The sequence below is a fragment of the Halorhodospira abdelmalekii genome (assembly GCF_016583625.1).
Lineage (GTDB): Bacteria > Pseudomonadota > Gammaproteobacteria > Nitrococcales > Halorhodospiraceae > Halorhodospira > Halorhodospira abdelmalekii.
In genome coordinates this window covers 24,896-48,625 of the sequence record NZ_NRRN01000003.1, presented here as the reverse complement: position 1 = coordinate 48,625, position 23,730 = coordinate 24,896, and the positions used below count along the sequence as shown (strand labels likewise).

General features: G+C 64.7%; 14 protein-coding genes. 7 read left to right on the top strand and 7 right to left on the bottom strand.

The genetic code is table 11. From position 1 onward, the window contains the following. Positions 1–5: 5 nt before the first annotated feature. A complete protein-coding gene (locus CKO15_RS01275) occupies positions 6–1,367 on the bottom strand; it encodes a hypothetical protein (protein ID WP_200191708.1) in 1,362 nt (453 codons plus the stop codon). Between the two features lie 201 nt (positions 1,368–1,568). On the opposite strand from CKO15_RS01275, the gene CKO15_RS01270 reads away from it, so the two are divergent. From CKO15_RS01270 to CKO15_RS01260, 3 genes are all read left to right on the top strand, one after another. Further along, positions 1,569–2,183 carry a hypothetical protein gene (locus CKO15_RS01270; protein WP_242464466.1) on the top strand — a complete coding sequence of 205 codons (615 nt, stop codon included), beginning with the start codon at positions 1,569–1,571 and terminating at the stop codon, positions 2,181–2,183. 129 nt (positions 2,184–2,312) lie between these two features. After that, positions 2,313–3,896 carry a BCCT family transporter gene (locus CKO15_RS01265; protein WP_242464465.1) on the top strand — a complete coding sequence of 528 codons (1,584 nt, stop codon included), beginning with the start codon at positions 2,313–2,315 and terminating at the stop codon, positions 3,894–3,896. A gap of 115 nt (positions 3,897–4,011) precedes the next feature. Continuing rightward, on the top strand, positions 4,012–4,230 hold the full coding sequence (locus CKO15_RS01260) for a hypothetical protein (RefSeq protein WP_200191706.1): 219 nt from the start codon (positions 4,012–4,014) through the stop codon (positions 4,228–4,230). A 111-nt stretch (positions 4,231–4,341) separates the two neighbouring features. Here CKO15_RS01260 and CKO15_RS01255 read toward each other — a convergent pair whose 3' ends face one another. Together CKO15_RS01255 and abc-f are read right to left on the bottom strand one after the other, a co-directional pair. Beyond that, positions 4,342–5,208, bottom strand: coding sequence for a class I SAM-dependent methyltransferase (locus tag CKO15_RS01255; RefSeq protein WP_200191704.1), 867 nt, complete (start codon positions 5,206–5,208; stop codon positions 4,342–4,344). Positions 5,209–5,492: 284 nt separating this feature from the next. Next, a complete protein-coding gene (gene abc-f / locus CKO15_RS01250; RefSeq protein WP_200191700.1) occupies positions 5,493–7,679 on the bottom strand; it encodes a ribosomal protection-like ABC-F family protein in 2,187 nt (728 codons plus the stop codon). A gap of 132 nt (positions 7,680–7,811) precedes the next feature. On the opposite strand from abc-f, the gene CKO15_RS01245 reads away from it, so the two are divergent. Next, positions 7,812–8,744: an MBL fold metallo-hydrolase gene (locus CKO15_RS01245; protein ID WP_200191698.1), complete on the top strand. Its 933-nt coding sequence runs from the start codon at positions 7,812–7,814 to the stop codon at positions 8,742–8,744. Positions 8,745–9,003: 259 nt separating this feature from the next. On the opposite strand, the gene CKO15_RS01240 is transcribed toward CKO15_RS01245, so the two are convergent. From CKO15_RS01240 to queF, 4 genes are all read right to left on the bottom strand, one after another. After that, a complete protein-coding gene (locus CKO15_RS01240) occupies positions 9,004–11,937 on the bottom strand; it encodes a PAS domain S-box protein (RefSeq protein ID WP_200191696.1) in 2,934 nt (977 codons plus the stop codon). Between the two features lie 231 nt (positions 11,938–12,168). Further along, positions 12,169–14,106, bottom strand: a complete 1,938-nt coding sequence (acs, locus tag CKO15_RS01235; RefSeq protein WP_200191694.1) for an acetate--CoA ligase — start codon at positions 14,104–14,106, stop codon at positions 12,169–12,171. Positions 14,107–14,239: 133 nt separating this feature from the next. Further along, on the bottom strand, positions 14,240–15,163 hold the full coding sequence (gene gluQRS / locus CKO15_RS01230) for a tRNA glutamyl-Q(34) synthetase GluQRS (protein WP_200191691.1): 924 nt from the start codon (positions 15,161–15,163) through the stop codon (positions 14,240–14,242). Between the two features lie 45 nt (positions 15,164–15,208). Then, positions 15,209–15,595, bottom strand: coding sequence for a preQ(1) synthase (queF, locus tag CKO15_RS01225; RefSeq protein ID WP_200191690.1), 387 nt, complete (start codon positions 15,593–15,595; stop codon positions 15,209–15,211). A gap of 150 nt (positions 15,596–15,745) precedes the next feature. On the opposite strand from queF, the gene CKO15_RS01220 reads away from it, so the two are divergent. From CKO15_RS01220 to ligA, 3 genes are all read left to right on the top strand, one after another. Then, a complete protein-coding gene (locus CKO15_RS01220) occupies positions 15,746–19,501 on the top strand; it encodes a coiled-coil domain-containing protein (protein ID WP_200191688.1) in 3,756 nt (1,251 codons plus the stop codon). A gap of 256 nt (positions 19,502–19,757) precedes the next feature. Further along, positions 19,758–21,305: a cell division protein ZipA C-terminal FtsZ-binding domain-containing protein gene (locus tag CKO15_RS01215; protein ID WP_200191686.1), complete on the top strand. Its 1,548-nt coding sequence runs from the start codon at positions 19,758–19,760 to the stop codon at positions 21,303–21,305. A 122-nt stretch (positions 21,306–21,427) separates the two neighbouring features. Further along, positions 21,428–23,698 carry an NAD-dependent DNA ligase LigA gene (gene ligA, locus CKO15_RS01210; RefSeq protein ID WP_420842106.1) on the top strand — a complete coding sequence of 757 codons (2,271 nt, stop codon included), beginning with the start codon at positions 21,428–21,430 and terminating at the stop codon, positions 23,696–23,698. The last annotated feature ends 32 nt before the right edge of the window (positions 23,699–23,730 follow it).

The window sequence follows — 23,730 nt, the reverse complement described above, 5'->3', positions numbered from 1 at the left end:
CCGCTTCAGTGTCCTGCTAAGCGGGCAAGCTTCTCTCGGTGATCGAGTTCAGCATCACGCTCGGCATTTTTTTGCGGGTCGGGGCATTTTCCGGAGTGTGTGGTGGTTAACCGCGAGACGCACGACTCGTAGAGTTCCGGGTACTCATAGTGGCACTGAGCACAGTCGGGCATGTTCTGCGAAACCGGTTCGGGGCCCTCATTGAGGGCGATGCGGACCGTTGCATCGTTCTTGCATACATGCTCGTGATCGGTAACGGCGATCTTGCCGCTCTCTTCAGGGATGATGGTCTGGGTACAAAGATCGCAGATATTGCGAGCGCGGCGGCGGATGACCTCGATCATGTGCGGGTGGCGGGGAGCGAGGCGGTTGAAGCGCTCCCAGCCGTCGCGGTCGCTGGCTGCTGCTCGCGCTTTATCGGCGGTGATTTCGGTACGCACCGGCAGGTGGTGCCGCGGATCGCCCTCTTCCGCCTTCCGGGCGGCCTCACGCGCCTCGCGGCGGCGCCGTTCCGAGCGACCGGCGAGTTCGAATTTCTTGATCGCCTCGGCGAGGTGAATGTCCTTGCCTTCGACGACGTAGGGGCGCATCTCCCAATCGACGGGTGCATAGTACCCGGTGGGGTTGCCCTGCGCCGGAGTCCACAGGAGCGGGCGCCCCTCGAAGGCCGAGGCGGCCTTGGCTGCGCGACTCACGGCGTTTAGATTCAGGTTGACGTGGCTGCCATCAGCGGCCTCGGTCGCTCTGTTCGTCCCTTGTCGCTGCGCCGCGTTGCCGCGGTCTTTCCCTTTTTCCTTGCCTTCACCCTTGAACAGGTTAACGCGCGGCAGGGCGTAGATGATGTAGCGACCCTCGGCCTCACCCTCGCCATTGGGCTCAAGGAGCAAACTGGCGTGGTGGCCATCGCCGTCCCGAACATCGCGCTTGACGGTCATGCCTGGCAGACACTGCTCCAGACTCTGAGCAATCGCCGCCGAGACTTCGGGGAAGGGATCGCCGAGTTCGGCCAGTCTCTGCTTTTGGGCGTCCTGTGCGCGCTGTTCCCGATATCGCCGCCAAGCTGGCAAGATTTTGCTGGCGCTGGCGATAAAACACAGAGCGCCGAGGAGGAGAAACATCGGCGAAAGTGCGCTGAGGGCGTCGTGGACGGCGGCGGCAAACTCCGGTGCTGGGCGACTGATCAAGCCGGGCAGGGTGGCGATGGCGAAGAGACTGGCCGCCCCGCGCTGCCAATACTTGATATCGCGAGCGCTCTCTGCATCGAGCCGCTTACCGAGACGCTGTGCTCGAGCCTCGAAGGTCCCGGCTGCGATCATCAGCAGCAGCGAGAGTACAGTCGCTATGGCGCCGATCGTCGTTGTGACCATGGGACCCGATGATAGGCCCCTACGGTGGTTTCGGCAACTTTAATCTTTGACAGCCATCCTTGCCGCAACTTCGCCGCGATGCCCGGGTTGTTCCGCTTTTGCGGCATTGCTTCACCGGTTGTTTCAACGTGGGTGGCTTGCATCGAGCGGGTGATCGTGGCGAAGATAGGACGAGAAAAGGCAGAAAGTGGGAGGGTTTTCATGGCCAGCGAAGACGAAGGAGTCGATCCGGGAGCGAACAAAGAGGCCTTCAGCGGAGAGGAGGGGCAGCACGATCAGGTGCTTGAGCCGGCGGCGGTTGCAGCGCTGAGTGTGGCCGATCTGGTAGAGCGGATGCATATTGTGCGCGTTCGCTATACGCTTGCCGATACCTCGGCCTATGTGCGCTATCTGCCGCGCTTTAATCCCCACCCCGAGGATTTAACCGTCCATGTCGACCCCTTCGCCGAGCACCACGAGGGGGCCGAGGTGACCGGCGAGTTCCGCCTGCCTGAGCTTGTTAACGAACTGCTCTACGCTTATATCCGCGTCCATGTCTTCGCCAGTCGTGAGCAGCGGAACTACTTCGTTGCAGGCTTTGACGAGGCTCTGACGCAGCTCGATTTCGTCGGCGGTGGTTTCGGCTTCGATCGGCTGTGGATCACAGTCGGGACGACCAACATCGGGGTTCCGGTCTGTATCTACCTCGGGCAGCGCACCGCTGTGAACCGTCAACCGATGGTCTCGCTGGTCGATCACCGGAGCAATCCGCGTGGCGATCTGGTCTATCGCGCTGTCGGTGGCTACGACGATCACGTCGGCGAAGAGTACTTCTAGGGACGCTGCTAGCTACGCGCCTGGCGACACACCGAGCCGTACATCCAGCGCCGCATATAGCTGCGCACCTCGCCGCGTGCGGATGACCGGGCGGTAGCAACGGACCACAATCTTTAGGGGCTGGCTATTATGGGGATGCGAGCGAGCGTAGGACCGCTCAAAGGACTGAACATTCCGCTGACACTGACGGCGGTGTTGGTCGTTGGTGGCTTTCTGGCCTTTGGGGCGATCGACCCGGAGCGTGCCGAGGCGGTCTTCCAGGTCGCCATGGAGTGGGTCTTTGGGCACTTTAAGTGGTACTACATCGGGGTTGTCGCCTTTTTCCTCTTCTTTGCAATCTTCATCCTCTTCAGCCGCTTTGGCGATCTGAAGCTGGGTGACGACGACCGCCCGCCGGAGTTCTCCTACTTCGCTTGGTTCTCGATGCTCTTCGGGGCCGGTATGGGCATCGGTCTGCTCTTCTGGAGCATTGCCGAGCCGATCTACCACTTTCAGGGCAATCCCTTTGCCGTCGCCGACGAGGGGAAGCACGCCGCTGAGACGGCGATGCGTCTGACTTACTTCCACTGGGGGCTGCATCCGTGGGCGATCTACGCCATCGTTGCGCTCTCCTTGGCCTTCTTTTGTTACCGTAAAAAGCTGCCACTGGCCATTCGCTCGGCGCTCTATCCATTGATCGGGCAGCGCATCTACGGCCCGATCGGTCACGCCGCCGATGTGCTGGCAGTCTTTGGTACGGTCTTCGGTGTGGCGACGTCGCTCGGTCTTGGGGCGATCCAGATCAACACCGGTCTGCAGCAGCTGCTCGGGATTGAGGTCAGTCTGGCGAATCAGCTGATCATCATTGCGGTCGTGACGCTGATTGCGGTCGGCTCAGTGATCAGTGGGGTCGGCCGCGGGGTGAAGCTGCTCTCGCAGCTGAATCTGCTGCTCAGTGCAGTCATCTTGCTCTTCTTCCTCAGCTTTGGTCCAACCCTCTACCTGTTGACGAGCTTCGTGCAGGGGATTGGCGACTACCTACAGAACGTCGTCTATCTGAGTTTTTGGACCGATGCGACCGGCGCCCGTGAGGCCGATGAGTGGCAGTTGGGCTGGACGGCCTTCTACTGGGGCTGGTGGATCGCCTGGGCGCCCTTTGTTGGCATGTTCATCGCGCGCATCTCGCGCGGGCGCACCATCCGCGAGTTCGTCTTGGGGGTGTTATTGGTGCCGACCCTGCTGGCGATGCTGTGGTTGACGGTCTTCGGCGGCACCGGGCTCTATCAGGAACTCTTTGGCGCCGGCGGTCTGGTCGATGCGGTGGCTGAGGATGAGACGATCGCGCTCTACTATACGATTGAGGCGATTGCCCCCGGCGTGATTGCTGTGTTAGCGGCGGTGGTGGTCACCATCTTGATTGCGACCTACTTTGTGACCTCTTCCGATTCGGCGACCCTCGTCGTCACCATGCTCCTATCGGTCGGCAACACCGAGCCGCCGACCTTCCAGCGCGCCTTCTGGGGGATCGCCGAGGGCGCGGTGGCTGCGGTGTTGCTGATCGCCGGTGGTTTGGTGGCGCTGCAAGCCGCCTCGATCATCGCCGCGTTGCCCTTCTCACTGATCATGCTACTGATGTGCTACGCTTTGATCCGCGGGCTGCAAGAAGAGAAAAATCGCATGCAGATGACGTGGCAGGAGGGTGGCTGGCGTCCGCCCGGGGCGCCTCACCTGTGAGGCCTCCTCTGTGAGGGCAGCTGCGAGGTCAGGCGTGACTGCTGATCACTTAACGGCGCGCAACCGCACGCTGCGCAAACGCAATACGGTCAAGCAAAACTGAGGAGTGACAAGGATGGAGATCGATCCCTATCGTGGTGTGCAAGCCCCTTGGATCTTCATGGGCGTGGTATCGGGTCTTGGGCTCATCATCGCTAGTGTCGGCCTGTGGAATGAGGGCGGGGCGGCGGCTGGTTTTGGCGCCTTCCTGGCGATGGTCGGGATCCTCGGCGGTACCGCCTGGGGCTTGGAGAACCTGCGCAACGACAGGCAGGCGGAGGAGAGCGCTGAGTAGTCGTGCTCGCTGCTGTGTGGTAGCGACCGCGAGTGCATCGTTTTTCGTCCGTCGACTGATTAGCGGTCGGGTGGTTGCGGGGCGTTGTGTACTTGCAGCCACCCGACCCGGCTAGTTCGGCTTGCGCGCGCGCGCTAGGATGTAGTCGAGTCCGGCGTAGGCGGTCTCCGGGCTGATGCGCAAACTGAGGCGGGCGGCGAGTCGAGCTGCAGGATGGAGGCGGGCGAGGGCTTGCGGGTTGGCGGCGAGCCATTTGTGCAACGGGGCGTAGACCTCGTCGCGAATCGATTCGACCCTGGGTTTGGCGAAGCCACAGGCATCAAGCATCTCGCGATAGATCGTCCGCGGATAGGCATTCTCTGGCGCCATTGCGAACTTGCGTGCCGCCCAGCTCCAGGTGATGCGCTGTTTAAGGCGGACGGCCGCCTGCGGTGCTGGGGGTAGCGGTACGATGTCGGCGGTGGCCAGTCGACCGCCGGGGCGCAGTACGCGATACGCCTCGCGGAAGAAATCTTCGCGCGAGCGGAAGTGAAAGGCGCACTCAAGTGCCACGATGCAATCGACAGAGGCATCCGGCAGCGGGATCTCGGTCGCCGAGCCTTCGCGCAGATCGATGCGTTTACTCAGTCCCTGCTCAGCGACGCGTTCTCGCCCGAGCTCGACCTGTAGCGGCGTGATGTTCAGGCCGGTGATGTGGCGCGGACGGTGGCTCTCGATCCATAACAGATCCTGGTCGGCAAAGCCGAAACCGACGTCGAGCACGCTGTCTTCCGGTCCCATCCCAACGGCATCGGCGAGGAGCAGCGCGAGGGCGTCACTCGCCTCGTCGATGTTGTCTGCCTCCGCCCAGTAGCCAAGGTTGAGATAGAGGCCGTTACTGGTTGCGCTGCGCGTGGAGAGTAGCTCGTAGAGTTCGGTGACGGCTGGGCGCTGCAGAGGGTTGAGGAGCCAACTTAGGTGCTTGCGGGTGGTGGCCATGCGCTAGGTTCCCGATGATCTTACGCCGATCCAGGGCGTAGTCCTGGTGCTCAGTTCTGCTGCCGCGGTTCTGCTGCGTAGTCCTGGTGTAGTGGCCCTGGCGTCGTAGTCGCACTGCTGCAGCCCGACTGCGTAGTTCCACGTTGGGTAACCGCCTAGCATGCCTTAGCCGGAGCCGGTCAGCAACCGGTTGCGCGACAGCTCTGGTGTCGGCTCGGGTTGCGCCCGTTGCCCGTTGCCCGTTGCCCGTTGCCCGTTGCCCGTTGCCCGTGAGTCGGGATCGGTCACGTCAACAGCTGGTTGCGCGCCTCCAGCGCTTCCCAGCGCGCATACGTTTCGGTGAGTTGGGCCTCAAGCGTGGCGAGTTCCTGTTGCAGTGCCCGAATCCGCGCCTCATCGGCCTGCTGATAGAGGGCTGGGTCGGCGAGCTGTTCGTGGAGTGTTGCCTGTTTCTGCTCAAGCGCTTCGATGTGCTCCGGAAGCTCGGCGAGCTCTTGCTCTTCGTAGCGGCTGAGACGTTTCGGTGGTGCCGTCCGCTTGGCGGCGCTGGCCGTGGCACCACGTGGTCCAGCCTCGTCTCTCGCTCTCCTCTCTTCGACGTTGTTGGCGCTGCTAGTGCCACTGCTGACGTCGCCAACGTGGGTGGTATCGGAGGTGGGGGCTCTACGGCCGCTTGTCGAGTCGGTGCGGGCTGGATCCTGGCTTGGCCCTCGATCTCGATCTTGACTGCGTTCTGGCTTGGGGGTACAGGCACTGCGCCCGGTGAGTGGGGGCGGTTGGGGGCGCTGCCGGATCCAGTCGCTGTAACCGCCGGCGTACTCACGAAAGCGGCCCTCGCCCTCGTAAGCGAGTGACTGCGTGGCGACTGCATCGAGAAAGGCGCGATCGTGGCTGACGATGAGCACGGTGCCGGTAAACTCGAGCAGGCGCTCTTCGAGCAGTTCAAGTGTTTCGGCATCCAGATCGTTCGTCGGTTCATCGAGCACGAGCAGATTGGCCGGCTGACTAAAGAGGCGGGCGAGCAGCAGCCGATTGCGTTCACCGCCGGAGAGGGCGCGGACCGGCTGACGAGCCCGCTGCGCTGGAAAGAGAAAATCTTGCAGATAGCTTAAGACGTGGCGACGCTGACCGTGGATATCGAGATGCTCTTGGCCACCGCCGACGTTATCTTGCACGCTGGCCGCCTCATCGAGTACCGCCCGCTGCTGATCGAAGTAGGCGATCTCCAGGCGGGTGCCGCGCTGGATCGTCCCGGCGGTCGGTTCTAGCTCACCGAGTAGCAGGCGCAGCAGGGTCGTCTTGCCGCAGCCGTTGGGGCCGATGAGGCCGACCTTATCGCCGCGCAGGATCGTGGTATCGAGCCGATCGATGATCAGCCGTTCGGCGTTGGTCCCATCATCACCGCTAGTATGGGGGGCGGCGTTAGGGCTGGCAGCGGCGCCGACCTTGGCACTGGCACTGGCACTGGCATCGGCCGCGGCGCCGTAGGCAAAGGAGACTTGAGAGGCCTCGACGACGATCTTTCCTGAGCGCTCCGCCTCCTGAACCCGAAAGCGGGCGGTGCCAAGGCGCTCGCGCCGTGCGGCACGTTCGGCGCGCAGTTGCTGGAGCTGACGGACGCGGCCCTGATTGCGCGTGCGCCGCGCCTTGATCCCTTGGCGAATCCACACCTCTTCGCGGGCGAGCCGTTTGTCGAATTCGGCTCGTTGCTGCTCTTCGGTCTCCAGCCGCTCCTCACGGCGGCGCAGATAGTTTTGATAGTCGCCGGGGTAGCTGTACGTCACACCGCGGTCGATCTCGATGATGCGGGTGGCAAGCCGCTGCAGAAAGGCCCGGTCGTGGGTGATAAAGAGCAGCGCCCCGGACCAGTCGCTGAGAAAGGTCTCAAGCCAGGTGATGGAGTCGATATCAAGATGGTTGGTCGGCTCATCGAGGAGCAAGAGATCGGGATCGGTGACCAGGGCGCGCCCGAGCAGCACCCGGCGTTGTTGGCCGCCGGAGAGCTCCGCCATGGCGGCGTCAGGGTCGAGCTGCAGGCGCGTGACAATCGACTCAATGCGCTGATTGAGGGCCCAGCCGCCCTCGGCCTCAAGGGTGTCCTGGCACGCCTGCAGTGCATCCAGGCACTCGCTCTCCCCGGCGGCGACCGCTTCCGCTAGCCGGTGGTAGCGCTCAAGCGTGGCACCGAGTGTGCCGAGGCCAGCGGCGATGTGCTGATAGACGCTGCCGTCTTGCTTCTCGGGCAGTCGTTGTGAGAGCTGAGCGATGCGTGTGGCCGAGTCGTAGGCGATCTCGCCCTCGTCCGGCTCGAGATCGCCGGCAATGAGGCGCAGCAGGGTCGACTTGCCGGCGCCGTTGCGCCCAACCAGGCAGACCCGCTCGTGCGGATCGACACTCAAATCGACCCGTTCGAGCAGGGGCGGGTGGTGACCGAGGGCCAACTGGACGTTGCGCAGTTCAAGCAGGGGCAAGGGGGCGAATCCTCTCTATCGGGCAGGCGGGCATGATAGCGTAGAGCTAGAGTCGGCTGAAACCGCCGCTGCTTCGGCTCTTTCCGGGACGACCTACAGACGATCAATACACTGTAAGAAGGGGGAAGCATCGTGGAGAGTGTTCGCACCCGCACTGGCGTGACCGTGGAGGTCATGGATCTGCACTTCCAGGGCCGCTCGCGCTTGATTGCCAGCTACCTGATTCGGCATGAAACCGGGGCCATCATTATCGAGAGCGGTCCCGGTTCGACCTTCGGTGGGTTGGAGCTCGAACTGCATCGGCGCGGATTGACCCCAGCCGATGTGACGCACGTCTTGCTGAGCCATATTCACCTCGATCACGCTGGCGCTGCTGGGCACTTGGCCAGCTTTGGCGCGCAGATCTGCGTCCACCCGCAGGGGGCAGCTCACTTAGCCGCCCCGGAGAAGTTGTTAGCGAGTGCCGCGCGCATCTACGGCGAGGAGAATATGGACCCGTTGTGGGGCGACTTTCGCCCGGTGCCGGTCGAGCAGATCACCACCTTGGGGGATGGCGCCGAGATCGCCGTCGGCGGCGTCTGTCTCGAAGCGCTCGATACCCCGGGACACGCCGAGCACCACTTGACCTACCGGCTCGACGATATCTGCTTTACCGGCGATATCGGCGGGGTGCGCCTACAAGGGTCGAGTTGCGTCATCCCGCCGATGCCGCCGCCGGAGTTCGTCCCGGAGCGCTGGCTGCAGAGTCTCGATTACATCGCCGCGCAGCGGCCAGAGTACCTGGCGCCGACCCACTTCGGCATCTTTCTCGATCCGCAGGAGCACCTTGAGGCGCTGCGCCGTGGTCTAGAGGCCGCGCGGCAGTGGGCGGAGCAGGAGGTGCCAGAGGCCGACTCGGCGGAGACGTTGCAGCGCCGCTACACCGAGTGGCTTTACGGCTATGCACTGGAACAGGGGCTCGACCCGGCCGATTGGGCGGGGCATGAGGCGATCAATCCGGCGTGGATGTCGGCGCTGGGGCTGCGCCGCTACGTGCTCAAAAGTGGCAAGAGCAAACGAGAATGATTATCGACTTTTTCCCAGGAGGGTGTTAGGCTTCTGCGTGCGTGGTCAGCGGTGCAGCCTAAACGTGCAGCCGAAGACTACGCAGTAATGGATCGTGCTCCTTCAATGTTGTGGAGTCGGGTTGGGCGCTGTTCGACTCGATCTACGCTTTCCTGGCCACTGGCTTGGTTGCGCCGATGACCACGCACCGCGCGGGGTCGTCGGCGTTTTTTTGCGTGCAGCAGTGGCGCGTTGAGTATACGGTTCGGAGGGGGCTGGGTCAGCGTAGGGAGCGCGCGCGTGTGCTGCTCGCTTCCTGCTGGGCCCACTCAAGCAGTGCGCCCAAGGCGTGGCGCTGAATCGGCTTGGTGAGGTAGGTATCGGCACCCGCCTGCGCGCACGCTTGACGGGCATCTTCGGTGGCGTGTGCTGAGAGCATCGCGATCAGGGTCGGCGGCTCTGTGCTGGCCGCCTCTTCAGCGCGCACGGCACTGATCGTCTCCGGGCCGTTGAGAATCGGCATCTGGTAGTCGAGCAATAGGAGATCGGGGCGCCGCTGCTGCCAAGCCTTTAGGGCCGCCTGGCCATCCTCGGTCATGGTCACGGTGGCGCCGCACTTCTCGAGCAACGCGCGGATGAGCAGGGCGTTGGTCGGTTCGTCTTCGGCGACGAGGACGTGCAGTCCCGCTCCCGGCAGGGCCGCGGATGTCGGTGCGGAGGCGTGCTGCTGATGGGGTTCTGGTGCCGAAGCGGGCGCCGGGGCGTCTGGGGTGAAGGAGGGCGCAGCGGCGCTGCTCGCGACAGCAGGCAAGAGAGCGGTGAAGTAGAAGGTCGACCCAACCCCGGGGGTGCTCTGCAGCCATAGCTCACCGCCCATCAGATGGGCCAGCTCACGGCAGATCGCCAGCCCGAGCCCGGAGCCGTGCTCCTTTTGGGCGTTGAGCGAGCCGCGTTGGAAAGGCTCGAAGATGTTCGCCTGCAAGGTTGCAGGAATCCCCGCTCCGGTATCCTCGACGGCAACGATCAGCCGTTGCTCATCGTACGGGGCCAGCGTGACACTGACTGATCCGTGGGCGGTAAACTTGATGGCGTTGATGACCAAATTGAAGAGCACCTGACCGAAGCGAATGGGATCGCCGACGACTCGTTCCGGAACGCGCTCATCGATCGTCCAGCGCAAGGCGAGTGCCTTGTTGGCCGCCTGTGTCTCGAGCAGCGCCATCTGCTCTTTCAGGAAGGGGTGGAGCTCGATCACCTCGCGGCTGAGCTCGACGCGGCCACTCTCAAGCTTGGAGAGATCGAGTAGGGAGTCGATGAGTCCAAGCAGGTGGTGGCCGGCCGAGCGCGATAGCTTCAGGTAGTGGCGTTGGGCACTATCGAGCGAGGAGTCGAGCAGCAACTCGTTGAAACCGAGAATGGCGTTGAGCGGGGTGCGTAAGTCGTGGCTGACGGCGTTCAGGAAGTCGTTTTTGGCGCGGCAGGCCGCTTCAAGTTTTAGGTTCGACTCGGTAAGTCGCCGCAGCAGGCTGACTCGTTCGCTGATATCCCGCGTAATGCCCATCACCCCCTGCGGGTAGCCGTGCTCATCACAGATAATCCGGCCGTTGATCTCGGTCCAGAGTCGAGAGCCGTCGCGGCGAACCATCTCGAGCTCACGGCGGAAGGTCACCGGCCCTTCGCCGCGCTCGACCGCAGCTAGGCTCTCCGTAAGGAGGTGCTGAGCGATCCGAGCCGATTCGTCAGTTAGGAATGGATGGGCAGATCGGCCGATGACCTCCTCGGGCCGGTAGCCGAAGAGTTTCTCCAGGGAAGGGGAGACGTAGGTGTGGTTCAGATCGAGGTCGAACTCCCAGATAACGTCGTTCACGTTGTCAGCGAGCAGGCGGTACTTCTCTTCCCTTCGTGCCAGCTCGCGGCGCGCCTCAATGCGGTGGATGGTGTTGCCGATGATCTCGCCGATCACCCGCAGCATGGAGATCTGCTGCTCCGACCAGGTTTGGCGCTGGTGAACCTGGTCGAGACCGATAAAGCCGGTCGGTACGCCGTGCTCATTGGTGATCGGCAGGCAGATGAGCGACCGGATCTCTTGTGCTAAGAACTCCTTCCGCTCTTCGACGGCCGCGGCAGGTAGCTGGGCGACGTCGCGGATGTGGACGTGCTGACCTTGGAGGACCCGCTGAGTGAACCACGGCATAGTGGCGATGCTCATGTTTTGAGTTCGCGGGCGTTGCGAGGTCACGCCCGCGGCACACCACTCGTGGGTATTGTGCATCGTCTGCTGGTCGGGCGAGAAGAGAAAGAGGTAGCTGCGATCGGCGCTGAACAGTCGGCCGATCTTGGCCAAGGTCTCGTCGATCGCCGAATCTAGCCTGTTCTCGTCGGCGCGCACAAAATCGGCTGAGATCTCAGCGATCACCCGCTGAAGGTTCAGGTTGAACTGGATCCGCTCTTCGGCCTCTTTGCGCTGATTGATGACCTCGGTGTAGACGATGATGCCGCCGATCGTGCCGTCTTCGAGGCGCCACGGGCGACACTCCCACTGCGTCCAATACCTCCTGCCGTCGGCGCGCAGGTAGAGATCGTCCTCGCCGCTGAGGATCTCACCCTGGAGCACGCGCTGATGGACCCGGCGCCACTTTTCGGGTAGATCGGGGAAGATGGCGTAGTGGTGTTTGCCGATAATCGCGCGCTCTTCGAGCTCGAAGTCGTCGAGATACTTCTGGCTAACATAGATGTACCGCAGCTGCGTATCGTGGACCGCAACGGCGCTGCGATTGTGCTCGATGATGTAGTGCATCAGGCGGTGCGAGTGGTTGAGCTCGCGCTCTAGGCGCTTGCGCTCGCTGATATCTTGGAAGGCCACGACGACGCCGGAGCGGTTGCCGGCCTCATCGTGCAGCGGCGCGGCTTGGAGAAGGACATCGAGGGTGCTGCCATCGCGCCGCCAAAAGAGGTCTTCGTGCCCCTGTACCGCGTCTCCGGTCTGCAGCGTATAGCTGACAGCGCACTCTGCGTGCGGGTGTGGTCGCTGATCGGCCTTTGAGTGGTGCAACACCTCGTGTGCGGGGCGACCGAGCAGGGTCGTTTCATCCGGGTAACCGAGCAGTTGACAGGCGGTCGGGTTGAGGAAGGTGAAGCAGCCGTCGCGATCGAGGCCGAAGACGCCCTCTGCCAGGTGAGCCAGCAACTGCTGTTGAAAGGTCGCTTCGTGCACGCGGACTGGCCCTCAGACGGCCCTCGTCGACACATCGCCACCCCGCACCGCCCATCGGCGAGCGCACGTGCCCATGAAGTGGCGGTGCAGAGACCGGCACCGCCCGGCGGCTGGGTGGGGAGGCAAACTCCTTATTCGTCCCCTTCCGTTCCATCGGTTCCAACGCTGCTCAACCGCTGGGCGGTGTGACGCCCCGACCGCTTGGGTGCGGCCGGGCGTCCCGGGTTTACTCTACTTGTTGGCCCGCTCCTCGATCAGCGTATCGACCACCCCAGGATCGGCCAGCGTGCTGGTATCTCCCAAGGTATCGAGCTCGTTCGCCGCGACCTTGCGCAGGATACGGCGCATGATCTTGCCCGAGCGCGTCTTCGGCAGGCCGGGGGCGAACTGAATGATATCGGGCTTGGCAATCGGGCCGATCTCGCTGACGCAGATCTTTACCAGCTCCTTTTTCAGCTCGTCACTCGGCTCTTCGCCGGCCATCAGGGTGACGTAGGCGTAGATGCCTTGACCCTTGACGTCGTGCGGGTAACCGACCACGGCCGCCTCGCTGACCTTGTCGTGGAGCACCAGCGCGCTCTCGACCTCGGCCGTACCCATGCGGTGCCCCGAGACGTTGATGACATCGTCGACCCGGCCGGTGATCCAGTAGTAGCCGTCTTCGTCGCGGCGGGCCCCGTCGCCAGTGAAATACTTGCCGGGGTAGGCGGCCAGGTAGGTGGTAATAAACCTTTCATGGTCGCCGTAGATGGTGCGCATCATGCTCGGCCAGGCGCGGTTGATGACCAGGTTGCCCTGGCCGGCGCCCTCGATGACGTTGCCCTTGTCGTCGACCAACTGTGGCTCAACACCAAAGAAGGGTAGGGTGGCCGAGCCGGGCTTAAGATCGATGGCACCGGGCAGCGGCGCGATGAGGATCGAGCCGGTCTCGGTCTGCCACCACGTATCGACGATCGGGCAGCGATCCTCGCCGACGACGTGGTAGTACCACTCCCACGCCTCGGGGTTGATCGGCTCGCCGACCGAGCCGAGGATGCGCAGGCTCTTGCGTGAGGTCTTCTTGACGAAGTCGTTGCCTTGCCCCATCAGCGCCCGGACCGCCGTCGGTGCGGTGTAGAAGATCGAGACGTTGTGCTTATCGACCACTTGCCAGAAGCGGCTGGCGTCGGGGTAGGTCGGTACGCCTTCGAACATCAGGGTCGTGGCGCCGTTCGCCAGCGGCCCGTAGACGATGTAGGAGTGGCCGGTGACCCAGCCGACGTCGGCGGTACACCAGTAAACCTCGCCCTCTTGGTAGTCGAAGATGTACTTATGGGTCATGGCAGTGCCGAGCAGATAGCCGCCGGTGCAGTGCTGCACCCCCTTCGGCTTGCCGGTCGAACCCGAGGTGTAGAGGATAAAGAGCGGGTCTTCGGCGTCCATGTGCTCCGGCGGGCAGTCGGTCGAGGCCTCGGCGCACGCCTCGTGGTACCAGACGTCGCGACCATCGTGCCAGGCGATCTCGCCACCGGTGCGGCGCACCACAAAGACCGTCTTGACGTTCGGGCAGCTCTCCAGCGCCTTATCGGTGTTGCCCTTCAGCGGTACCGGGCGGCCGCCGCGCAGCCCCTCATCCGAGGTGATCACGACCTCGGCATCGGCGTCGGTGATGCGATCACGCAGCGCCTCGGGGGAGAAGCCACCGAAGACGATCGAGTGGACGGCGCCGATGCGCGTGCAGGCGAGCATGGCGACGGCGGCCTCGGGGATCATCGGCAGATAGATGCAGACCCGGTCACCCTTTTTGACGCCACGCGCCTTCATGGCGTTGGCGAAGCGGCAGACGCGCTCGTGCAGATCCCGGTAAGTGATGTGGGCGTCGTCGCTCGGGTCGTCACCCTCCCAGATGATCGCCGTCTGATCGCCGCGGGTTTCAAGGTGGCGGTCGATGCAGTTGTAGGCAACATTCAGGGTGCCGCCGGTGAAAAAGCGCACATCGCCCTTATCCAGATCCCACTGGCAGGTGGTCTCCCACTTTTTGAACCAGTCGAGGAACTGCTCTGCCTGCTCTGACCAGAAGCCCTCGGGATCGCTCAGCGAGCGCTCGTACATTTGCTGATACTGCTCGAAGGTAAGGTGGGCGTCCCGCTTGATCGACTCGGGGACTGGGTAGACCTTCGTCTCGGACATCTTCTCTCTCCTCCCGAATGAGATGATGGGGGCCGGCGTTCCGCCGCTGCTCTGCTTCGTCTAGCGAGGCGGTTTCAGGCGGCGCGGCGGCGCCAACGGTAACACGTCTGGATGTTGCCCATTATAGTAACCGTTATGGTTCCCATGCGTGTTGCGGTCTATCTTCGCTGGGCCCGTTGCCCAAGGTCAACATAGGCGCATCGGCGAGGGCCTGGAGCCCCCAGGCAATGAGTCCGGCGCTGGTGGCTGTACGGGTCAGTGTGACCGGCGGGTCGAGGCCGAGGAGTTGCAGGGCTTGCACCATGGCCGGGACGGGGTGCTGAGGGTCGATCGGCGGGGCGTGGGTCTGTTTTGAGAGTTTTTTGCCAGCCGCGTTGAGGGCCAGGGGCAGGTGATGGTAGCGCGGCTGCGGCAGGTCGAGCAGCCGCTGCAGGTGGATCTGCGGCGGAGTACAGGCAAGCAGGTCGCGACCGCGAATGATGTGGCTAAAGCCGGCTTCGGCGTCGTCGACGACGCAGGCTAGGTGGTAGGCGAAGAGGCCGTCGGAGCGGCGGACGATAAAATCCCCGATCTCCTCATTAAGGCGGCACTCAATCCGCCCTGCCGCGCCGTCGTTCAGAGTGATTGCGCTGCCAACGGTGGAGACCCGCAAGGCGCGACCTTGACGTCCGGGAGGCAGGCCGTTGCGGCAGGTACCGGGGTAGATCAAGCCGGCACCGCCGCTACGCTGCGCCGCTCGCGCGACCTCCTTGCGGGTGCAGGCGCACGGGTAGAGCGCACCCCGCGCCTCAAGGGTCGCGAGCGCTGCCTGGTAGGCAGCGGCGCGGTCGCTTTGGTAGACCACCGGGCCGTCCCAGTGCAGACCGATCTGCTCCAAGGCGCGCAAGATCGACTCTGCGGCGCCGGGGACGCAGCGCGGCGTATCGAGATCGTCGATGCGCACGTGCCATTCTCCCCCGGCGCGCTTGATGATCAGGTAGCTGCCGAGGGCGGCGACCAGAGAGCCCAGATGCAGCGCACCCGTCGGGCTCGGGGCAAAGCGGGTCGCGAGGGTCACGGCGAAGAGGGCAGGGGCACGGTGTCTAGCCGCGACTCAGGGCCGCTACTCAGGCAGCTCAGGCGCGGTGGACGTGGCCGCGCCGTGATGCTCGATCTCGACATCGGTCCAGATGCCGCCGCGGACGTTGAAGCGGGCGCGCAGCTTCATATAGCGTGGGGCGGTTGCGGCGACCAGATCGTCGAGGATGTGGTTGGTAATCGCCTCATGAAAGGCGCCCTCATCGCGAAACGACCAGATGTAGAGCTTCAGGGCCTTGAGTTCGACACAGCGCTGATCGGGGATGTATTCCAAGTGCAGGGTCGCGAAGTCGGGTTGCCCGGTCAGCGGACAGAGGCAGGTGAACTCCGGGATTTCCATGCGGATGGTGTAGTGACGCTCTGGATAAGGGTTGGGGAAGGTCTCTAAACTACGCGACGGTTGGCTCGGCATGGCTTTCCAATAGCTCAATCAGGCTGGATAATAGGAGACTGATCATTCTACCGCCCCGACGCCTCCTCCGAAAGGTTGCCACAGGCCATTAGCCCCATCAGTCCCAGTAGCCCCAATGAGAGCCCCATTAGCCTCAATCAGTCCACATCCATGCAGCTAAAACGCATCAAGCTTGCCGGATTCAAGTCGTTCGTCGATCCGACGGCCATTCCGTTGCCGGGACGGATGAACGGCGTCGTCGGCCCGAATGGATGCGGAAAATCCAATGTCATCGACGCCGTGCGCTGGGTGATGGGGGAGAGCTCGGCTAAACATCTACGTGGCGGTTCGATGAGCGATGTCATCTTCAGCGGCTCGGGGGCGCGAGCCCCGGTCGGCCAGGCCAGTGTCGAACTGCTCTTCGATAACAGTGCCGGTGCCTTAGGAGGACGCTACGCCGCCTATAGCGAGATCGCCATTAAGCGCCAGGTCAACCGTGAGGGGCAGTCGCACTACAGTTTGAACGGCACGCGCTGTCGGCGCCGCGATATCAGCGATCTCTTCCTGGGGACAGGGGTGCGGCCGCGCGGCTATACCATCATTGAGCAGGGGATGATCTCGCGCGTGATCGAGTCGCGGCCCGAGGAGCTGCGCCTCTACCTCGAGGAGGCCGCCGGGATCTCGATCTACAAAGAGCGCCGGCGCGAGACCGAGCGGCGCATCCGCGATACGCGCGAGAATCTTGAGCGCCTCGACGATCTGCGCGACGAGGTCTATCGCCAGCTCGAAAAAGTGCGCAAGCAGGCCAAGGTCGCCGAGCAGTACCGGCGCTATCGGGCCAGCGAACGCCACCGCCGAGGTGAGCTCGCCCTGCTGCGGGTGCGCGATCTCGACTTTCGCATCGCCGCCCTCGAACACACCGTACGCACCCACGATAATGCCCGCCAAGCCGCCCTGAGCGAGCAACGTCACGCCGAGAGCGAGAGTGTCGCCCGGCGTGAGCGGCTGCAGGCGCACAACGAGCGTCTACAGAGCGTGCAGGAGCACTTCTACGCGGCGGGCAACGAGCTCAGCGCGCTGGAAGAGCGCATCCACAGTGCCGGGGAGCTGCGCCAGCGTCGCCAGCAGGAGCTCGCCGAGGCGCGGCAGGCGCTCGCTGAACTCGAACAGACCCGCAGCAGTGATCAGCAGCGCCATGTCGAATTGACCGAACAGCAGGCAGCGCTAGCGCCGGAGTGCGCAGCCGCCGAGCAAGATGAACAGGCAGCCGAGAGGCAGCAGCAGGAGGCTCGGGCAGCACTCGATGCCTGGCGCGATCGCGCTGAGCGCACGCGCAGCGAGCAGCAGGCGGCAGCACAGCGCGCTGAGCTTGAGCAGACGCGTCAGGACGCCGCCGAGCGGCGCAGCGGTGAGCTCGATGAACGGTTAAGGCAGCTTGCCGAGGAGCTTGAAAGCCTTGATGAGACCACTGTGGCCGAAGAGCTTGAGCGCCAAAAAGAGGCGCTTGAGGCCGCCGAGGTCACCCTTGAGACGCAGCGTGAGCAACGGGAAGATGCCGCAGCCGAGCTCACGGCGGCGCTCGCCGCACGTGATCACGCCGCCGGTGAGTTGGAGCAGGCGCGTGAGGGCTTGAGCGCCCTACGCGCCCGTCTGACCTCGCTGGAGACCTTGCAGGAGGCCGCTCTAGGGCGCGATCGCAGCGAGCGCAGCCGCTGGCTGGAGCAGCAAGGGTGGGAGGAGTGCCCGCGGCTGGCCGAATGTCTTGAGGTCACCCCGCGCTGGTCGCGGGCGCTCGCCGCGGTGCTCGGTGAGGCCCTGCAGGGCCTCTGTCTGGACGATGTGGAGCGCCCGGAGAGGCTGGAGGCTCCGGAGTGGCTGCAGGCGTGGCCGCAGGAGTTGGTGCCCGGGACGACGCTGACGCTCTTTACCCGCTTATCCGCTGAGCAGCCATCTGAGCCGCTACGCGAGTCGTCGATCGATCTACCCCCTCAGTGCCTGTCTCCGCACTCTCCGCATCCGCACTCTCCGGACTCACCGGACTCACCGTCTAAGCCCTCATCTGAGAGTGGTGTCACCGCCGAGCGTCTTGCCGCCCACGTCCATATCACCACCGGCTATGCGCCGGGGCTGGCCGAGTGGCTTGCCGGGATCTACTGTGTCGAGTCGCTGAGCGCGGCGCGCGCGCTGCGCCCCCATCTGCGCAGCGGGGAGAGCGTGGTGACTGCCGATGGGGTCTGGTTCGGACGCGATTGGTTGCGCCTACCTGGGAGTGACGAGGCGGCCGATGGGCTGTTAGAGCGCGAGCGCGAGATCGCCGAGTTGCGCGGGCAATTCACTGCTGCCGAGGGGCAGGTCGAAGAGGCGGCAGAGCGCGTCGAGAGCGCGCGCGAGGCGGTGATTGCGGCAGAGCAGGCGCGCGATGCCATCAGTGCTGAATTAACGCTCAGTGAGCGTCGCCAGGCTGACCTAGAGGCGCGGCTTGAGCATCAGCGCGAGCGCTTAGAGCAGCTGCAAGCGCGCCGCCACGCCTTACTCAGCGAGCAGCAGCGGCTAGCGCAGCAGCGCAGCGCGGCCGCGGCCGAGTGCGAGGCTGCAGCGCGTGCCGCGCAGGAGGCGGCTGCCGCGGCAGCCACTTGCGCTGAGCGTGATGCGGCGCTTGAGCAGGAGCGCGAGTCGCTGCGTGCGCAACTCGAGGCGAGTGCCGAGGCGTTGCGTGTAGCGCGCGAGCGGCGCTATACCTTGTCGCTTGAGCAGCAGCAGGCGGAGACGGCGCTGCGTGCGGTAGCCGATCAGCTTGAGCGTTCGGCGGCCCAGTGCGCGCGCTATCGTGAGCGTTGTCAGGCGCTGGAGGAGGCGTTGGCGGTCGCCGATGAGCCGATCGAGACGCTGCAGCGGCAGCGCGAGCAGCTGCTGGTACAACGCGGCGAATACGAGCGCGAATTACAGCGCGTACGCCAGGCCAGCGCTGAACTCGAGCAGCAGCTACAAGCTCAGGAGCAATTGCGCTTTGAGGCCGAGCAACGCGCTGAGCAGGCGCGCGAGGCGAGCGCCGCCGTGCAGCTCGAGCTCGGTGAGTTGCGCGCCCACCGTAGCCATCAGCAGCAGGCCTTAGACGAACTCGGTGAGGAGACGGCGAGTGTAGCGGCTCGCCTCGATGGTGATCCAGCCGAGCGCCCGCCGGAGGCACGTCAGTTGCCGACGTGCGCCCCCGCTGTCGATCAGGCCGCAGCCGGCAGCGAGAGCGGTTTAGGCACGACTATCGCTGCTTGGACGCGCGCGCTGGAAGGTCTCAGCGCACAGATCGAACGGCTCGGTTCAGTGAACCTGGCGGCCATCGACGAGTGTGCGCAGCTTGAGGAGCGGTGCGGCTACCTCGATCAGCAGCACGCCGATCTGAGCGAAGCGCTTGAGACCTTAGAGGGGGCGATTCGGCGGATCGATCGAGCGACCCGGGCGCGCTTTCGCGAGACCTATGAGCGTGTAAACGAAGAGCTCGGCCGTCTCTTTCCTCGTCTCTTCGGCGGCGGACGGGCCTATCTGGAGTTGACCGATGACGACTTGTTGGCCAGCGGGGTCGCGGTGTTAGCTCAGCCACCGGGTAAACGCATCGCGAATATCCACATGCTCTCCGGGGGTGAGAAGGCGCTCACCGCGGTCGCCCTCGTCTTCGCTATCTTTAACCTGAATCCGGCCCCCTTCTGTATGCTGGATGAGGTCGATGCGCCGCTCGATGAGGCCAACGTCGGGCGCTTTTGTGACCTAGTGGCCGAAATGTCGGAACGGGTGCAATTTATCCTCATCACGCACAACCGTACGACGATGGAGCGGGTCTCGCACTTGCTTGGGGTGACAATGAATGAACCTGGGGTCTCACGACTGGTGGCGGTCGACGTCGATGAGGCGGTGGATTTGGCACAAGCGGGGTGATGGCAATTGCGGCCGCAGCCATGGCCATGGGTTCGGCAGGCTTAGTACCCTATGCCGATGGCTGACAGTTCCGTGGCCCAGAGGTGGGCCAGAAGGGATCGGGGAATTGCCTAGAGATTACCGAAAAGTTGCCTAGGTGTTGGCCAGGAGGGGCCTCGCGGAGAACCACCTCGCGCGGGGACGTGCTGAAGCGACCGCACGTTGGAGGCCGCCTCACCGCGGCTGCATCGCTGCATTCTGAAGGGGGAGCGACGCCATGGAGCCATTGCGCTGGATCATACTCGGCGTGGGCCTGCTCGTGCTCTTAGCGATCTATCTGCTCGGGCGCCGGCGCGAACGACGCAGACAGGAGCGTGAGGCGGCCTCGTCGACCGGGGGGAGCGCTGCCGCCGCGAGCGTTGTCGGTGCCGCAGCGGAGCGGGCGCGGGGCGATGGCGGCGGAACGCAGACAGCATCGAGAAGGCTGGTCGACGACGAAGAGCTGAGCGACTGGGGGGAGCGCAGCGCCGCTTACGATGCGCCCTTTATCGATGAAGAGGCGCTGCAGGGGATCGACGAGCTGTTGCGCCGCGATGAGCAAGCGCGCGGTGATCCGCACCTTGAGCTGGATGCGGAGGCAGGCGGGCGGCCAGCGACTGCCGATGCGAAGGGTGACGGTGTGCCGATGACCAAGTCGAACTATCCGGAGTCCACGGGCGGAGCCACCGCTTTACCGACCGATTCCTCCAGTGATCCAGCTGCTAAGTCGGCTGCTCATGCGTACGACTCGGCAGCGGAGGAGTGGGAGCAGGCGCAGCCGTGGTGGCGGCTGGGACGGCGCAAGTCGGCGGCGCGCGCCGATGCGGCCGATGCCACCGGAGAAGAGGGGGCGGAGCGCAGTGGCGCACAAGGCGATGAGGCCGGCGCACCTTGGCCAGGGCGGCAGAGCGCCCGCGAGGCGGCCGCTGCCGCCTTGAACATCGGCGAAGTCGATGCGTTGGCTGGGCAAGCCGGTCAAGACGACCGTGGCGAGCGTGACGATTTTGATGGCTACGCCGAGCGCGCAGAGCGCGCAGGGCTCGCTGGGCGTGCCGATCACGCCGATTACGCCGATTACGAGACCCCCGTTGCGCCCGCAAAGCCGCACAGTCAGGAGGCTCAGGCCGATCGCCCCGGTTCCGGCCACGATCCGCTAAGCGGCGACGGCTACGCGGCCGCATCGGCCAGTGCTGCTGCGTCGGCTGGCGCCGCGGCATCACCCGGGGCGTCCGGGGCGTCCGCTAGCGACGCCCCGCCGCGGCGCACCGAACCGAAGCCGCTTAAACTCTCACCAGCATCGCAGGTCGAGATGAACGCCTATCGTAGCGGCGATGTGCCGCAGGCGGAGAAGATCGTTGCGCTCTACGTCGCCGCCCGCGAAGGGGAGCGTTTCGACGGACCGGCGGTTGCCGAGGCCCTGGAGGCGGTGCGCATGGTCCCTGGCGAGCACCGCATTTGGCATCGGCGCGGGACGAGCGAACTCGGCCGAGTGACCCTCTTTAGTGTGGCGAGCATGGTCGAGCCGGGCTATCTCGACCCCGAGGAGAGTCTGCCCCGACTGCAGACCCCGGGCCTGGCCTTCTTTATGCAGTTGCCGCTGCCGGTCGATGGTGAAGAGACCCTCGATGCCATGATGGCGAGCGCCTACCACGTCTCGCGCCACCTCGATGGGCTGCTGCTCGATCGGACCCGTTCGACGCTGACGCGCCAAGTCGCCGAACATCTGCGCGAGCAGTTGCGCGAACACCGGCGACAGTTGCATATCGCGACACACAAGAAGGGGTGAGGGCAGCGAGCTTGCAAAAAAACGACCCAACATCGACCCCCGGGATCGCCTCCGACGGGGCTGCCAAGGAGCTCGCCCAGGGAGGTGCCCCGGGAGATGCCCCGGGAGATGCCAAGAGACGCATCGATGAGCTGCGGGCGACCATCGCCGAGCACGACCACCGTTACCACGTCCTCGATCAGCCGGCGATCGCCGATGCCGAGTACGACGCCCTCTTTGCCGAACTGCAGGCCCTCGAGTCGCGCCTCCCTGAGTATCGACAGGCCGACTCGCCGACGCAACGCATCGCCGGCGGGCCGCGCGAGGGCTTTGCCACCCTTGTCCACGACACCCCGATGCTCTCACTCGAGAACGCCTTCAGCGAAGAGGCGCTGATTGAGAGTGACCGGCGGATTCGCGAACGCCTCGAGCAGGCCGCGGTGGTCTACGTCGGTGAGCCGAAACTCGATGGCCTCTCGGTGAGTTTGACCTACGAGGACGGTGTGCTGGTGCGTGCCGGTACCCGTGGCGATGGGCGCGAGGGCGAAGAGATCACCGCCAACGTGCGTACCCTCAAGAGCGTACCGCTACGGCTGCGCGACCCGCGCCGTGCGGGCCGACCGAATCACGGGGAGAGCCCCGAGGCGCGTCATGGGGGGCAGCAGGAGCCCCCGGAGTGTTCCGATCAAGACGACCGCCACGCTCTGCCAGGCGCTCTACCGGGCGCTCTACCAGGCGAGCGCGGGGCGCGGCCCTTCCCACGGCGCTGCGAAGTGCGCGGTGAGGTGGTCATCGGTAAGCGTGATTTCGCCCGCCTGAACGAGGCGCGGCTGGCCGCCGGCGAGCGCCCCTTCGCCAATCCGCGCAACGCCGCTGCCGGCTCGCTGCGTCAGCTCGACCCGCAAGTGACGGCACAGCGACCGCTGCGCTTTTTCGCCTTCGGTCTCGGCGAGCCGCAGGCGGCCGGTTTTACTACCCACCTTGAGGTGCTGGAGTCTCTGCGAGCGTGGGGCTTTCGGGTCAGTGAGCCGCATCAGCGCCTCTCCGGAGCGGCCGAGTGCCACGCCTACTACGAGCGTCTGACGGCGCGGCGTGATGCCCTCGATTTCGAGATCGACGGCGTTGTCATTAAGATCGACGACTTGGCTGCGCGCGAGCGCCTCGGGGCCACGGCGCGCTCACCGCGCTGGGCGATCGCCTATAAGATGCCGGCGCGTGAGGCGACCACCCAGGTGCGCGAGATCGTCCCCTCGGTCGGACGCACCGGCAAGATCACCCCGCTGGCTCGTCTCGAGCCGGTCGAGATCGGCGGCGTGACGGTTGCCCGCGCCAGCCTGCACAACGCCGATGAGCTGGCCCGCAAGGATGTGCGCGAGGGTGATACCGTGATGGTGCGCCGGGCCGGCGATGTGATCCCGGAGATCACCCAGGTGGTTTTAGAGCGTCGCCCCGCGACGGCCGAGCCGTGGCACTTTGAGCAGCGGGTGCCGCACTGCCCTGAGTGCGGTGCGCAGGTGGTGCGGCTCGACGGCGAGGCGGCGCATCGTTGTATTGGCGGGCTGCACTGTCCCGCCCAGCGCGAGGGTGCGCTGCAGCACTTTGCCGGGCGGCGGGCGCTCGATATCGACGGTCTCGGCGAGAAGTTGATCGCGCAGCTGGTCGCGACCGGGCTCGTCACCGATGTCGCTGATCTCTTTGCCCTCGAACACGCTCAGTTGCTGGGGCTGGAGCGGATGGGGGAGAAGTCGGCGGCGAACTTGCTCGCAGCGCTTGAGCAGGCGAAGCAGACGAGCCTGCCCCGGTTGATCTACGCGCTCGGTATTCAGCACGTCGGTGAAGTGATCGCGCAGCGGCTCGCCGCCGGGGCAGAGCGGCTGCGCAGCGATCTGCACCACGCCCCCCTGGAGTCGCTTCAGGAGGCGGCCGGCCTTTCGTTCGACTCCCCGCTCGCGAGTCGGGCCCTGCTGCGGCTTATGGCGGCGCCGGCGGCTGAACTTGAGGCGCTGGAGGATGTCGGACCGGTGGTGGCCCAGGCCGTGGTCGGCTTCTTCGCCGATTGTGATAATCGTCGGGTCATCGAGCGTTTGGTCGCCGCCGGGGTCCGCTGGCCGGAGCCGCAGGCCGAGGCGCGAGCCGCGCCGCTCGCCGGTAAGCGCGTGGTCTTGACCGGTACCTTAGAGCAGTTCAGCCGTGAGCAGGCGCAGGCGCGCATCGAGGCCGCCGGGGGACGGGTGATCGGGAGCGTTTCGAGTAAGACTGACTATGTCATCGCCGGTACGCAAACGGGGCGTAAGCTGGAGCAGGCCCGTGCCTTGGGCATCCCGGTGCTCAATGAGGCGCAGTTTCAGCGTCTACTCGACCCGAACTCATCTGTTGACGGTCCTGATGAGAGCCAACCGGTGGGTGATGCGTAGCGGTTGCCGAATCCCGCCTTTCGTCCGATCAG

What these genes read in the sequence shown, in the direction of transcription:
- CKO15_RS01275 (WP_200191708.1), bottom strand. Translation starts at nt 1,367, where the DNA reads ATGGTCACAACGACGATCGGCGCCATAGCGACTGTACTCTCGCTGCTG.
- CKO15_RS01270 (WP_242464466.1), top strand. Translation starts at nt 1,569, where the DNA reads ATGGCCAGCGAAGACGAAGGAGTCGATCCGGGAGCGAACAAAGAGGCC.
- CKO15_RS01265 (WP_242464465.1), top strand. Translation starts at nt 2,313, where the DNA reads ATGGGGATGCGAGCGAGCGTAGGACCGCTCAAAGGACTGAACATTCCG.
- CKO15_RS01260 (WP_200191706.1), top strand. Translation starts at nt 4,012, where the DNA reads ATGGAGATCGATCCCTATCGTGGTGTGCAAGCCCCTTGGATCTTCATG.
- CKO15_RS01255 (WP_200191704.1), bottom strand. Translation starts at nt 5,208, where the DNA reads ATGGCCACCACCCGCAAGCACCTAAGTTGGCTCCTCAACCCTCTGCAG.
- acs (WP_200191694.1), bottom strand. Translation starts at nt 14,106, where the DNA reads ATGTCCGAGACGAAGGTCTACCCAGTCCCCGAGTCGATCAAGCGGGAC.
- queF (WP_200191690.1), bottom strand. Translation starts at nt 15,595, where the DNA reads ATGCCGAGCCAACCGTCGCGTAGTTTAGAGACCTTCCCCAACCCTTAT.
- CKO15_RS01220 (WP_200191688.1), top strand. Translation starts at nt 15,746, where the DNA reads ATGCAGCTAAAACGCATCAAGCTTGCCGGATTCAAGTCGTTCGTCGAT.
- CKO15_RS01215 (WP_200191686.1), top strand. Translation starts at nt 19,758, where the DNA reads ATGGAGCCATTGCGCTGGATCATACTCGGCGTGGGCCTGCTCGTGCTC.